The sequence below is a fragment of the Streptomyces sp. Da 82-17 genome (assembly GCF_046098215.1).
Lineage (GTDB): Bacteria > Actinomycetota > Actinomycetes > Streptomycetales > Streptomycetaceae > Streptomyces.
This window is the reverse complement of record NZ_JBJURH010000005.1, coordinates 367,561-379,862: the sequence shown is the minus strand read 5'-3', so window position 1 is coordinate 379,862 and position 12,302 is coordinate 367,561. Positions and strand designations below refer to the sequence as shown.

The window sequence follows — 12,302 nt, the reverse complement described above, 5'->3', positions numbered from 1 at the left end:
TCTCCGGCTCACGGATCGGCGGTTCGGTGGTTCGGTGGTTCGGTGGGCGGCGGTTCGGTGTGCGGCGGTGCGGCGGGCGGCGGTCGCGGCGGGCGGCGGGCGCAGGCCCGGCGGTCACAGGGCGCTGCGGTTCACAGGTCCGCGGGCGAGGACAGCCGTCCGGTGACGGCCGTGGCCGCGGCGACCGCGGGCGACACGATGTGGGTGCGCGAGCCGCGGCCCTGCCGGCCCTCGAAGTTGCGGTTGTTGGTGGACGCGGCGCGCTGCCCGGGCAGCAGCCGGTCCTCGTTGAGCGCCGCGCACATCGAACAGCCCGCGCCCGCCCGGAAGTCGGCCCCGGCCTCGGCGAAGACCCGGTCGAGGCCCTCCTCGACGGCCTGCAGGCGGACGCGGGCGGAGCCGGGCACGATCATCAGGTGCAGCCCGTCGGCGACCTTGCGTCCGCGCAGCACGTCGGCGGCGGCCCGCAGGTCCTCGATCCGGCTGTTGGTGCAGGAGCCGAGGAACACGGTGTCGACGGCGACGTCCCGCAGCGGCGTGCCGGGCTTCAGGTCCATGTAGTCCAGGGCCCGTTCGGCCGCGGCCCGCTCGGCGGCGGTCGCGAAGTCGTCGGCGGCGGGCACCCGCCCGTCGAGCGGAACGCTCTGCGCCGGGTTGGTGCCCCAGGACACGTACGGGCTCAACTCCCGCGCGTCCAGGGTGACTTCGCGGTCGAAGCAGGCGTCGGCGTCGCTCGTGAGGCCGCGCCAGTACGCGACCTCCGCGTCCCACGCCGCGCCCTGCGGCATGCCGGGGCACCGGGCGAGATACGCGTACGTCGTCTCGTCCGGGGCGACCATCCCGGCCCGCGAACCGGCCTCGACGGTCATGTTGCAGAGCGTCATCCGGGCCTCCATCGACAGCGCCCGCACGCCCTCGCCGCGGTACTCGACGATGTGCCCCTGGCCGCCCGCCGTGCCGATCTTCGCGATCAGGGCGAGCACCAGGTCCTTGGCGCTGACGCCCGCCGGCAGGGTGCCGTCCACGTGCACGGCCATCGTCCGCAGCGGCCGCATCGGCAGGGTCTGGGTGGCGAGGACGTGCTCGACCTGGCTCGCGCCGATGCCGAAGGCGAGCGCGCCGAACGCGCCGAGGGTCGTGGTGTGCGAGTCGCAGCACACGATCGTCATCCCCGGCCGCACCAGGCCGAGTTCGGGGGCGATGACGTGCACGATGCCCTGCCCGGGATCGCCGAAGCGGTGCAGCGGGATGCCGAACTCGGCGCAGTTGGAGCGCATCAGCTCGGCCTGCCGGCGGCCCTCGCGGTCCTTGATGACCCGGTCGAGCGCCAGGGTGGGCGTGTTGTGGTCCTCGGTGCCGACGGTGAGGTCGGGGCGGCGCACCGTGCGGCCCGCGGCCCGCAGCCGGTCGAAGGCCTGCGGGGTGTTCACCTCGTGCAGCAGCTGCAGGTCGATGTAGAGCAGGTCGTCGCCGCCGTCCGTGCGCCGCACGACATGGGCGTCCCAGGTCTTCTGCGCCAGTGTCGTCCCCATGATCTCCCTCGACTCGCCGAGTACCGCTGCCCGTTGGGTACGTCGATCATCGACCGCTCGGGGCCCAGCTGCGGTGCTCGGCGGATGGCCTCGGCGGGCATGACCGGTCGCGGCCAGGCCGGGTGCGCGGGGCGGATGGGGAGCGGATCCGGAGTGGATCGGGAGCGGTTTACCGCGGTAAAACGCCGCCGCATAACGGGATTTGAGGGGACGAAACGCCGAAAAGAGGAAAGCCCCGCACGGCGCCGGGGTCTCTCGGCGCGGTGCGGGGCGGAACGGAAGGGCGGCCGCCAGGGGTCTCGGCGGGGCCCGGATCACCGGGTCGGTGACAGACCCGGTTCAGTGGGCCACGGTGGGCCCGGTTCAGCGGGCCGTGGTGGGCCCGGATCGGCGGGTCAGTGGTGGACCCGGCGGTTCTCCTCGGTCACGCGGTAGCGCACGTTCCACAGGCTGCGGCGCACGTACGTCCGCTGGAGCCAGCGGTCCTTGCCGTCGTAGCGCGCGGTGAACGTGGACCGGGCGTGCACGCCCTTGCGGTTGTTGATCAACAGGGCCTGGCCGGGCCGGAGTTCGACGCGGTGGGCGACCGCGCGGCACACCTCCTGCAGGATGTCCAGGGCCGCGCGGGCGCCGCTGGTCAGCGGATGCACACCGTTCGCGGAGATGGCGATCTCCGGGTAGTCGGCGTGCCCGTTGATCATCGGCACCGGCTCCGAGAGCACCTCCTGCCCGCCGGCCACGTCACGGACATAACTGCCCGGCGCGTTCAGGCGGAACAGCGGGCTGCGCAGCAGCTCCAGGGTCTCCGGCGGCAGCGCGGCCGAAATGTCCCGGGCGTCCGCGTAGAACGTGGAGGCGATGCCCTCGTGGTCCGGGCGCAGGCAGCTGAGCACCAGGAAGTCGGGGTTCGCCACGTCGTAGCGGCCGATGACGTCGTGCATGATGTCGCTGTGGAAGTTGAGGAAGACCTCTGACCCCTGGTTCGTCTGGGTCATCGAGCCGCCCTCGACCGGAATGACGTCGTGCACCAACTGCCCGGCCTTCTCGGTGAGGACGCCCATCGGCTCGCCGAGGAGACCGCTGAGCCCGAGCAGCACCCCCTCGGCGACGAAGGTCTTCTTGTCGGTGCTCGGCCCGCCGTCGGACGGGGTGTCCGGCAGCTGGGCGTCGACCGGCAGGTTGCTGACCAGGCTGACGCCGGGGGTGTCGATGTGCCGGCCGAAGTCCAGTATCTGCTGGAGCAGTTCGGTCGGCAGCTCCGCGAACAGCTGCAGCAGCCGGGTCGTCGAACGGTCGATGTCGATGTTGGGGTCGGGCAGCTGTGCCAGCTGGGCGCCGAGGGCGTCCCGCACGGCGTCGGGCAGGGCGATCTCGCGGAAGGTCTCCACGCCCGCCGCGGCGGGCACGGTGTGGTCGGTGGTCGCGGTCATCGCTGTCAGGCTCCTTGCATCTCTAGCAGTGGCGCGTTCGGGTCCACGTCCGCGCCGGGACGGTTCACGTAGTCGTGCAGACGCTGCGAGACGTGCAGCGCGTCCTCCTCGTCGGCCGCCAGCTGGGTCGCCACCTGGCTGCCGCGCACCGCGGTCACCGGCACGCCCGCGTACTCGCCCGGGGTGATGCCGTTGCGGCGCTGGAACTCCGGCAGGTCCACGAAGCCGCCCGTGATCGCCACCAGCGGGCCCGAGGTGAGGCGTACGACGTCGATGTTGGCGGCGTGGAACACCGCGAAGGCCTGGTCGGCGAGCTCGTCCGTCGGATAGCGCAACGCCGTGGAGCGCTGGTTGAGCACCACCGCGGCCACCGACGAACCCGCGCTGCCGATCACCGAACCGGTCGGGAACGGCGCCCTGTTGTAGCGGCACACGATCTCGATCCGGTTGCGCTGGGCGAGCCGCACCGCCCTTCGGTGCAGCACCTTCGCCCCGTACAGCGACATCAACGCGGCCGTGTTGTACGACACTTCGGTCAGCAGCTGGGCGCCCGTGATCAGGTGCGGGTCGGAGCTGTAGATGCCGTCGACGTCGGAGTGGATCTCGCAGGCGTCCGCGCCCACGGCCGCCGCGACCGCCACCGCCGACAGGTCCGAGCTGTTCTTGCCCAGCCACGTCGGCCGGCCCTGCTTGTCGGCCGCCTGCCCGCCCGGCACCACCACGACCTCGTTGTCGTGCAGTGCGGCGCGCAGCGGCTCCGGGTCGGTGTGCTCCAACCGGGCCCACATGAACGCCGAGTCGGTGACCAGGCCCAGCTGGTGCCCGGCGAGGACCGTCGCGGTGCGGCCCTCCCGGTGCAGTGCCGTCGCCAGGAGCTGCGCGCCGACCGTGTCGGCCAGGGTCAGCAGGCCCGCGACGGTCTCGTCCTCCGGGTGCCGGTTGACCTGGTTCAGGCGCTCCCGGAACTGCTCGGTCTCGCCCGGCTGGCCGCTCACCACGACCACCAGGCGCGTGCCGTCCTCGGCCACCCGCCGGCTCAGCGCCTCGGCCAACTGCCCGTACGAGGCCAGCGTGCGGAAGCTGGAACCGCCGAACTTCAGGACCGCGACCGGCCGCCGGTCCGCCGTCGGCGGGGAGCCCGTCACAGGGTCTCCCGGGCGATGAGCTCCTCGGCGATCTGGATCGCGTTGAGGGCGGCGCCGATGGTGAGGTTGTCGGCGACCAGCCACAGCCAGAAGGCGCGCGGGTTGTTGGGGTTCACCCGGACCCGGCCGACGTGCACCCGGTTCGGGTCGTCGATGGTGGCGGGCGTCGGGAACTCCCGTACGGCCTCACGGTCGTGGACCGTGACCTCGGGCAGCGCGGCGAGGACCTCGACGAGCTCCGTGCGGTCCACGACGCCCTGCGTCTCGATCCACACGGCCTCCGAGTGGCCGTTGACGACCGGCACGCGGACACAGGTGGTGGTGACGTCCAGGTGCGGGATGCCGAGGATCTTCCGGGACTCCTGGAGCATCTTCTGCTCCTCCAGGGTGAAGCCGGTGTCCAGGAAGCGGTCGATCTTCGGGATCACGTTGAACGCGAGGGACGGCGTGAACTCCTTGTTCGGGTACGCCTCCCCGGGGTGCTCCAGGGCCGCGCGGCTCGCGTCCTGCAGCTCCTCCACGCCGGGGTGGCCGAGGCCGGACGCGGCCTGGTAGGTGGAGACGACGGCCTGCCGCACGCCCCACCTCTCCTCGACGCCCTTGAGGAGACGGACCAGCGGGATGGTCGAGCAGTTGGGGTTGGCGATCACGCCGGACTTCGGGCGCCGGTCCAGCTCGTGCGCGTTGACCTGCGGCACGACCAGCGGGGTGTCCGGGTCCATGCGGAACGCGATGGTGTTGTCGATGACGACGGCCCCCGCCGCCGTGGCCACCGGCACCCACCGCTCGCTTGCCTCGGTGCCGGCGGAGAAGAACGCCAGGTCGACGGTGGAGAAGTCGAACTCGTCGACGGCGTGCACCGGGTGGGCCACTCCGTCCACGGTCAGCTCGGTGCCCGCGGAGCGGGCCGAGGCGACCAGCTTGACGTCGCGGTAGCGCAGTCCGCGCTGCTCGATCAGGTTGATCAGGGTGTTGCCGACGGCGCCGGTCGCACCGACGATGGCGATGCGCGGGGCCTTGGGGTCGGTGACGAGGGTCATCGGGTGCCTCCGGACTTGATCTCGATCTTGGTTTCGGCCGCGGCGACGGGCTCACGGTCGGCGGACTCGGTCGACTCGGCGGCCGCCGGGTCCTTCGCCGCGGGCGCGGCGGGCGCGACCGCAGCCTTGCCCTTGCCCTTGAACGACCAGCCCAGGTTGATGCCCAGGCTCGCAGCCACGATCAGCGGGATGCCGAGCGCCTGCAGCAGGCTCACGCTGTGCCCGTACACGGCCCAGTCCATGAGCATCGCGACCGCCGGGTAGACGAACGCCAGCACGGCGATCTTCGGGGTCGGCAGCTTCTGGTACGCGGAGTACATCAGGACGTACATCACGCAGGTGTGGATCAGGCCGAGGCCCACCAGCCAGCCCCAGTCGGCGCCGAGGCCCTTGGTCTCGCTCAGCGCGGTGAACGGCAGCAGCAGGAAGATGCCGAGGACCAGCTGCACCAGCGCCACCAGGTGCGGCTTCACGCCCGTGACCCGCTTGGTGATGACGGTCGAGGCGCCGTAGAACACCGCGGCAAGGAGGGCGTAGCCGAGGCCCGCCAGGTAGGCGCTGTCACCGCCGCCGGTCAGGTCGGACGCGGACACCCCGGCGACCAGGATCAGGCCGACGAAGGCCACACCGAGCCAGCCGAACTTGGTGGCGGTGAGCTTGTCGCGGAACAGCAGGGCGCCGAGCAGCATCACGTAGAACGGCTGCGTGTGGTAGACGACCGTCGCCACCGAGATGGACGTGCCCTCGTACGACTCGAAGAGGAACGCCCAGTTGAACACGATGAACGCACCGCCGAGCGCGGCCAGGCCCAGCTTCTTCGGCGTGAAGCCGTGGTTCTTGAAGAACCCGCGCACCAGGCAGTAGAGGCCGAGGGCGGCGGCGCCGAACAGGCAGCGGAAGAACACCACGTTGAAGGGCGAGGTGCCGGACTCGATGACGAAGACGCCGAGCGTGCCGGAGAGCACCATGGCGGCGGTCAGCTCCACCGCGCCCTTCGTCTCACCGGCCGCGCGTGTGTCGGAACTCATGAGGAGGGGCCTTTCTCAGAAGGAGGGAAACAGATGTGACGGGGGATCAGTGCAGGGGCACGGCGTACTGCAGGCCGCCGCGGGTGAACAGCTCGTTGAGCCCCCGCGGCACGTTCAGTCCGGTGGCGGGGCCGAGGTTGCGCTCGTAGACGTCCGCGTACGTGCCGACCGCGGCGAGGACACGGGCCGCCCAGTCCTCGTCGAGGCCGATCGCCGGGCCGTGCGGGCCCGCCGCCTCGGCGGCCTGGGCGAGCGCCTTCTCCCGCTCGCCGACCTCCTCGACCTGGTGCTCGGCGGAGACGAGGAGTTGCAGCACCCAGCGGCACAGCCGGAACCAGGCCGCGTCGTCGTCGCGCACCGCGGCGGCCATCGGCTCCCGCGAGATGGCCGTGTCGAGGATCCGGTGCGCGCCCGGGTCCGCGAGCGCCGCCCGCTCCCCGGCGAGCGCCACCCGGTCCAGGACGTACGCGGCACACGCCCCGTCGGCGTACGCGGCGAGCGTCTCGGCCGGCGTGGGGAAGGCGACCGGCTCCACGGCGAGGCCCCGCTTGCCGTACCAGGACGCGAGGTTGGCGGCGCTGGTCGTGCCCGCCTGCACCGCGACCCGCTGCCCGGCGAGCTGCTCGGGCCCGGTGATGCCGCTGTCCGCGCGGACCAGGAAGCCCTCGCCGTCGTAGCAGGTCACACCGGCGAACAGCACCGGCACGGACGCCTCGCGGCCGAGCGTCCAGCTCACGTTGGACACCGTCAGCTCGGCCTCGCCGGCGACGAGCCGGGTGAGCCGGTCGGCCGGGTCGGCGGAGACCCACTCGACGGCCTCGCCGTCGCCGACGGCCGCGGCGGCCACCGCGCGGGCGACGTCGGTGTCGAGCCCGACCCAGCGGCCGTCGTCGCCGCGCAGCGACAGGCCGCGGATGCCGCGGCTGACGACGGCCCGCAGGGCGCCGCGGCCGCGCACGGCGTCGAGGGTGGGAGTGCTGGTCACGGAATGCTCCTCGGGTCGGAACGGAAGCTCTGGCAGAGGCTGTTGACGGCGCGGATGCGCAGGACGCGGATCCGGCGCAGGCTCAGCGACGGCACCGAGACGGGCGGCTGCACCGCCCCGTGCCGGCGCAGCCCGCTCACGGGCCGCCGTGCGCCCGGCCCGTGCGGGGACCGGGACGGCCTGCGCGGACGCCGGGTGTTCACGACAGGCCCCGGCGCGAGGCGCGCCCCGGGTACTGCAGGCCGCGCAGGTGGCCGTGGGTCAACTGCTCGCGGTCGAAGCGCTGTTCGTTGAAGCCGAGCATCGTAAGCAGGCCCTTCGCGCTGACCGGCCGCCGCGCCGCGCCCCGCTCGACCCGCAGCGGCATCCGCCCGGCCTCGGCCCACTGCAGCATCCCGGCCGGGTCGACGTACGCCCGCGACCGGTTGGCGTTGTCCTGGTGCAGGCAGTACGGCACGTCCAGGTGGCCGCGCTCGAACGCCCGGATCAGCGCCTCGCCGACGGTCGGCGCCAACTCCAGGGTGCTGTCCACGAGCAGGCGCGCCTCCTCGTAGATCCCGGACTCGGTGATCCCGAATTCGGCGGGCGTCGCCTCGGAGCCGCGGGCCGCCTCGTCGCGGGCGATGGACGCGGCGAACTCCAGGGCGTCCACGTTCTCGGCGATCGTCGGGATCCGGTGGGCCTCCGCCGGCGTCTTCACGATCAGCCGCTCGCTGCCGCTGCGCACCGCGAGCCGCACGCTCTCCTCGAGGATGCGGTACGACCCCACGGACGTACGTGGGAACACCCCCATGAACGTGTAGAGCACGATGTGCCAGTCGGCCTCCGCGAGCCGCTCGCCCGCGAGCCGCCGCAGCGCCGCGACCGCCTCCAGGTCCTGGCCCGGATGGGTCTGTTGGGCGTAGCTCAGCGAGATGTCGCTCAGCCCGTGCTCACGGAAGAACAGCCCCTCCAGGACGCTCAGGGCGACCAGCAGGCTCGGCGGGCACAACTGCCCGAGCATGCAGCCGCCGAAGCTCTCCAGATGCATCGGGTCGGGCTGCGCGGCGATCAGTTCGCAGCACTGCGCCCACGCCTTCACCGCCTCGCTGATCGGGGCCCGGCTGTACGGCAGGCAGTACGAGACGGGACCGCCCTCGGTCGCGTCGACGCCCGCCGCGGTCATCGCCTCGAACAGCGGGTACGGCAGCGCCGAACCGTGGCGCACCTGCACCGGGAAGCCGGGGCCCGACACCGAGTCGAGCAACTCCCTGGTGGCGCCGGGCCCGTGGGCCACCAGCGGGAACCCGTTCAGCTCGGCGCCCGTGCGCAGCGCCTGCCGGGCGGAGTCGTGGTCGTTGACGCGGGTGTAGCTGTCCAGGGTGATGGTCCCGGTCGCGGTGGCGTCGGCGCCCCGTACCGCGAGCAGGCCCTCGCGCATCGTCGCCAGGTCGGCGAAGCCCATGCGCGGCTGGACCACGAGCCGGCCCTCGGCGTGCGCCTGGTGCACATGGCGGGAGAACCGCCCCCGGGTGCGGGCGGCCACCGCGGCGCCCGACGTGCGTATCGGCGTATTCACGCGGCCACCCCCGCAGGGGCGAGCGCGGGCCGCTCGGACGAGCCGTCGAGCGTGCCCAGGAATTCCTGGAAACCCTCGATTCCGCCGTCCGCCTCGAACACCGCGTCATAACCGCTGAGCGCCAATTCCTCGGCGAACACGATGTTCTCCGCGCCGCGCACGCCGAGCTTTCCGCCGATCACCACGCGGAGATCGGCGAGTTCCGGGTCGTTGCGAATGCGGCGGATCAGCCGCAGGCCGTCCAGATGGCCGTGCCCGTTGACCGTGCTGATGACCAGCGCATCGGGCCGGGAACGCCGGCACTCCTCGATGATGAGGTCGTCGGGCACGCAGGCGCCCAGGTTGGTGACGTGTGCGCCCTGCTCCTCCAGGAGCAGCTGAAGAAAGACGAGATTCCACATATGGGCATCGGAAGACACGCTCGACACGACAAATCTTTTTGCCGGGAGCATGACCTGGGACATGGGGTTCTCCTTGTTCCTTTAACTGGGACTCCAAAAGTCTCCGCTGGAGTCGGGAGCGAAGTCCAGGAGATGCGTTCGGCTTGCCAGATGGGCGATATCGGAGCTGCCGATGGATGCGATGAATCCATTCATGCGCAGCATGCGGACCGCTCATGTGAACGTGTTTTCCGGGGTGGTGCGCGGTGGAGTTTCCGGATTCCAGGGCGATATCAGAGTTCCTGATACTCGTGGCTGAGGAAATCGATGACCTGCTCCACGAAGACCTGGCGCTCCCGGGACAGCGTGGAGCCCTTGCGCCACGCCAGCTGCGTGTAGAGCTCGAACGGCGGCTCCCAGGCGAGCGGCACGAGCGAGCCCGCGGCCAGCTCGTCGGTGACGGTCATCCGCGGCAGCAGGCTGATGCCGAGGCCCGCGCCGACGCCGCGCTTGATGGCCTCGATGTTGCCGAACTCCAGGAACGGCACCGGCTCGCCCGTACCGTCGTTCAACTCGGCCTCGAGCAGCTCCCGATAGGCGCAGCCGGCCTCGGGCGCGAGCACCGACTCCGAGCGCAGCTCGTCGGTGTCGACCTTGGCCGCGTCGGCCAGCCGGTGCCCCGGCGTCGCGACGATCACCAGGGGCTCCACGCCGAGGACTTCGCTGTGCACGCCGGAGTGCTGCGTCTCGGCCTCCATCAGGAAGCCCGCGTCGAACACGCCCTGCCGCAGCGCGTGCAGCGTCTCCGCGCACAGGCTCGGCCGCAGCGAGATCTGCAGGCGCGGGTAGCGGTGGTGGAAGTACTCCAGGACGGTCGGCATCCGGTACGAGGTGATGCTCTCCATCGTGCCGATCGTCAGCAGCCCCTCGGGCTGCGCGTCCGGCGAGGCCACCCCGCGTGCCTCGGTCGCGAGCGACAGCAGCTGCCCGGCGTACGGGAGCAGCCGGGTGCCGGCCGGGGTGAGCTTCACCTTCCCGGCGACCCGCTCGAACAACTCGCTGCCGAGGGACGCCTCCAGGCTCTTGATCTGCGCGGTCACGCTGGACTGCGCGTAGTTCAGCTCGGTGGCCGCCCGGGTGAAGCTCCCCAGCGATGCCACTCGGTGAAAGGTTCGAAGCTGCCGAATATCCATGGTTCTCTCTCCCGGTGGGGTGCGGGACGACGAAGCCCCGCAGAGGGGTCGGGCCATCGAGCCTGCCGACCCCACACCCCCCGACGGAACAGCAGAGGGCTGGCACACAGTGCCCGCGACCGGAATGTGCCGGGGGGTGTGGGGGGCCGGGGCGGGGCGCCCGTGGGAGGGTCCGGGCGGGGCAGTACGGGGTGACGCCGTGCGACGGGGACGACGCGGTACGGTCGCCCGTATGACGCGCCCGCCCTCACCAACTCGCGCCGCCGACCTGCGGGTTGACCCGGTGGACGCGGTCCTGCGCCGGGCGGGGGCCGCGCTGGGGGCGAAGCTGGACCGGTCGTCCGTCGTACGCAAGCGCCGCACGGTCGGCGCGCGGACGGACCGGGGCACGTGGGTGCGCGTGGAGCGGCGCGGCCTGGACAGGATCGGCGCGCAGGGGTGGAACGGGACCGAGTGCGCCGCGCTCCTGAAGGGGGTCTCTCAACCCGAGTGGCACGGCTGCGTCGTCTGGCAGGACCCGGACGAGCCGGTGATGTGGCGGGCCGACGAGACGTCCCTGCTGCCGGCGCCGCCGATCGGCACGGCCGTGCTGGGCGAGGCACCGACGTGCCTGACCGACGTGTGGTGGCGTGCGCTCAACGCCACCCTCGACGCGCTTGCGGGGCAGACCACCCGGCGCATCGCGACGCCGGACACGGCCACGATCACGCAGGCCGTCGTCACGGACACCCTCCGCAGCGTGTTCCCGGGCGACTTCGACACGACCGTCGAGTCCTGGCTTCCCGCCCACGCGGACCTGAACTGGGCCAACGTCACCGGCCCGGGGTTCTGCCTCTTCGACTGGGAGGACTGGGGCAACGCGCCCCGCGGCCTCGACTCGGCCTCACTTTGGGCGAGTTCGCTCGCGGTCCCGGCCTTGGCCGACCGTGTACTGCAAGAGCGGCAGCACGACTTCGAGAGCCGGGACGGCAAGCTGATGACGCTTTTCGCGGCGTCGAAGATCCTGGGACCGCACGCGCATCCAGGGGACCCGGGGGTCGGGCCGGCCCGGCGGGCAGCGGAGCGGGTCTTGGCGGAGCTTCAGGCCGACGGCGGTACGGTCAGGTCCTGTACTCCAACTCCGTCTGGGCGTCCTTGATGATGTCCGGGGCCATCTCGTACAGGTCGAGACCCTGCACGTACTGCACCAACGCCTCGCGCACGTAGGCGAGTTGCTGCACCAGGCTCTCGCCGCAGAGCTGGTACGGGCGGACGATGCGACGGAATGCCTCCTGCTCGATGGCTCCGGCGAGGAGCTTCTCGGCGAGCCACATCCGCGTGCGCTCGCGGATCGCGAAGGTCAGGTGGATGCTGTGTTGTCCGGATGCGAGTACGTGAGGGTTGTGAACCCACCCGCGCGGGAGCAGGAGCGACTGGCCGGCCTTGAGGTCGATCTCCATGTCCGGGCCGACCGCTTCCCACGTGGGGATGTACTCGTCCTTCCAGACGCGGAAGCTCTCGTTGTACTCGCGCATCGGTGCTGTGACCGGTGGCCGCCAGAGCTGCCAGCGTTTCGTCCCGGCGATCTGGACGATCACGGCCATCTGCTGGTCCCAGTGGTGGCGGAGTCCTTGGTGGCCGGGCGGGGTCAGGAAGGCGTGGATGTAGTTCGAGTAGCCGGTCTCGGTCTGGATCGCCTCGGAGATTCCGGCCAGGGCGGGGACGACGCGTTGGAGGTTGCCGAGGCGGATGGTGTAGCCCTGCTCGTACAGGCGCACCAGCTTCGCGCGGTCGGTCCGACCGTCCGTCATGTATGCGTTCTGGCTCAGCGACGGGTTCGGCGCCTTAACGGCTGCGATCTCGTGGGCCGGGGCGGTGCCCATGTAGAGGTAGCCCCGGACGGATTCCGCGGAAACGACCTCGTCGAGTGCCGGCTGGCCACGGTCGTACACACGGGGCTCGTCCGGCCAGGAGGTCAGCAGTTCGGTGACGCCTTCCTCTGGCAGCAACAGGCGCAGCGACATGGCGTCGA

12 protein-coding genes are annotated in these 12,302 nt (G+C 71.6%); 1 reads left to right on the top strand and 11 read right to left on the bottom strand.

The genetic code is table 11. The features are described 5' to 3' along the window. Positions 1-131: 131 nt before the first annotated feature. From leuC to ACIDOF_RS11545, 10 genes are all read right to left on the bottom strand, one after another. Complete coding sequence (leuC, locus tag ACIDOF_RS11590; RefSeq protein WP_409005712.1) at positions 132-1,532, bottom strand: 3-isopropylmalate dehydratase large subunit; 1,401 nt, start codon at positions 1,530-1,532, stop codon at positions 132-134. 395 nt (positions 1,533-1,927) lie between these two features. Next, entirely contained in the window at positions 1,928-2,962 is a 1,035-nt protein-coding gene (locus ACIDOF_RS11585) for a TauD/TfdA family dioxygenase (RefSeq protein ID WP_409005711.1), read from the bottom strand. A gap of 5 nt (positions 2,963-2,967) precedes the next feature. Beyond that, the gene (locus ACIDOF_RS11580) at positions 2,968-4,107 is read right to left on the bottom strand and encodes an aspartate kinase (protein ID WP_409005710.1); all 1,140 of its coding nucleotides are present in this window, start codon (positions 4,105-4,107) and stop codon (positions 2,968-2,970) included. Then, complete coding sequence (locus tag ACIDOF_RS11575; protein ID WP_409005709.1) at positions 4,104-5,147, bottom strand: aspartate-semialdehyde dehydrogenase; 1,044 nt, start codon at positions 5,145-5,147, stop codon at positions 4,104-4,106. Before ACIDOF_RS11575 ends, ACIDOF_RS11580 begins: the two co-directional genes overlap by 4 nt. Continuing rightward, positions 5,144-6,175 carry a DMT family transporter gene (locus tag ACIDOF_RS11570; RefSeq protein WP_409005708.1) on the bottom strand — a complete coding sequence of 344 codons (1,032 nt, stop codon included), beginning with the start codon at positions 6,173-6,175 and terminating at the stop codon, positions 5,144-5,146. Before ACIDOF_RS11570 ends, ACIDOF_RS11575 begins: the two co-directional genes overlap by 4 nt. Before the next feature lie 46 nt (positions 6,176-6,221). Beyond that, positions 6,222-7,160 (bottom strand): transporter substrate-binding domain-containing protein, encoded by a 939-nt coding sequence (locus tag ACIDOF_RS11565; protein WP_409005707.1) that lies wholly within the window; start codon positions 7,158-7,160, stop codon positions 6,222-6,224. Further along, on the bottom strand, positions 7,157-7,300 hold the full coding sequence (locus tag ACIDOF_RS11560; protein ID WP_409005706.1) for a hypothetical protein: 144 nt from the start codon (positions 7,298-7,300) through the stop codon (positions 7,157-7,159). Before ACIDOF_RS11560 ends, ACIDOF_RS11565 begins: the two co-directional genes overlap by 4 nt. A 59-nt stretch (positions 7,301-7,359) precedes the next feature. Then, positions 7,360-8,718: a methylaspartate mutase gene (locus ACIDOF_RS11555; protein WP_409005705.1), complete on the bottom strand. Its 1,359-nt coding sequence runs from the start codon at positions 8,716-8,718 to the stop codon at positions 7,360-7,362. Then, a complete protein-coding gene (locus tag ACIDOF_RS11550) occupies positions 8,715-9,182 on the bottom strand; it encodes a cobalamin B12-binding domain-containing protein (RefSeq protein WP_409005704.1) in 468 nt (155 codons plus the stop codon). The genes ACIDOF_RS11555 and ACIDOF_RS11550 overlap by 4 nt, the downstream gene beginning before the upstream one ends. 209 nt (positions 9,183-9,391) lie before the next feature. Continuing rightward, positions 9,392-10,291, bottom strand: a complete 900-nt coding sequence (locus ACIDOF_RS11545) for a LysR family transcriptional regulator (protein ID WP_409005703.1) — start codon at positions 10,289-10,291, stop codon at positions 9,392-9,394. Between the two features lie 232 nt (positions 10,292-10,523). Here ACIDOF_RS11545 and ACIDOF_RS11540 point away from each other — a divergent pair, with 232 nt between their 5' ends. Next, positions 10,524-11,429: a hypothetical protein gene (locus ACIDOF_RS11540; RefSeq protein WP_409005702.1), complete on the top strand. Its 906-nt coding sequence runs from the start codon at positions 10,524-10,526 to the stop codon at positions 11,427-11,429. On the opposite strand, the gene ACIDOF_RS11535 is transcribed toward ACIDOF_RS11540, so the two are convergent. Continuing rightward, entirely contained in the window at positions 11,392-12,294 is a 903-nt protein-coding gene (locus ACIDOF_RS11535; protein ID WP_409005701.1) for a JmjC domain-containing protein, read from the bottom strand. The genes ACIDOF_RS11540 and ACIDOF_RS11535 overlap by 38 nt on opposite strands. Positions 12,295-12,302: the final 8 nt, after the last annotated feature.

Excerpts from the sequence above, each read along its gene's own strand:
- ACIDOF_RS11575 (WP_409005709.1), bottom strand. The coding sequence starts at position 5,147 with ATGACCCTCGTCACCGACCCCAAGGCCCCGCGCATCGCCATCGTCGGT.
- ACIDOF_RS11550 (WP_409005704.1), bottom strand. The coding sequence starts at position 9,182 with ATGTCCCAGGTCATGCTCCCGGCAAAAAGATTTGTCGTGTCGAGCGTG.
- ACIDOF_RS11545 (WP_409005703.1), bottom strand. The coding sequence starts at position 10,291 with ATGGATATTCGGCAGCTTCGAACCTTTCACCGAGTGGCATCGCTGGGG.
- ACIDOF_RS11570 (WP_409005708.1), bottom strand. The coding sequence starts at position 6,175 with ATGAGTTCCGACACACGCGCGGCCGGTGAGACGAAGGGCGCGGTGGAG.
- ACIDOF_RS11540 (WP_409005702.1), top strand. The coding sequence starts at position 10,524 with ATGACGCGCCCGCCCTCACCAACTCGCGCCGCCGACCTGCGGGTTGAC.
- ACIDOF_RS11535 (WP_409005701.1), bottom strand. The coding sequence starts at position 12,294 with ATGTCGCTGCGCCTGTTGCTGCCAGAGGAAGGCGTCACCGAACTGCTG.
- ACIDOF_RS11585 (WP_409005711.1), bottom strand. The coding sequence starts at position 2,962 with ATGACCGCGACCACCGACCACACCGTGCCCGCCGCGGCGGGCGTGGAG.
- leuC (WP_409005712.1), bottom strand. The coding sequence starts at position 1,532 with ATGGGGACGACACTGGCGCAGAAGACCTGGGACGCCCATGTCGTGCGG.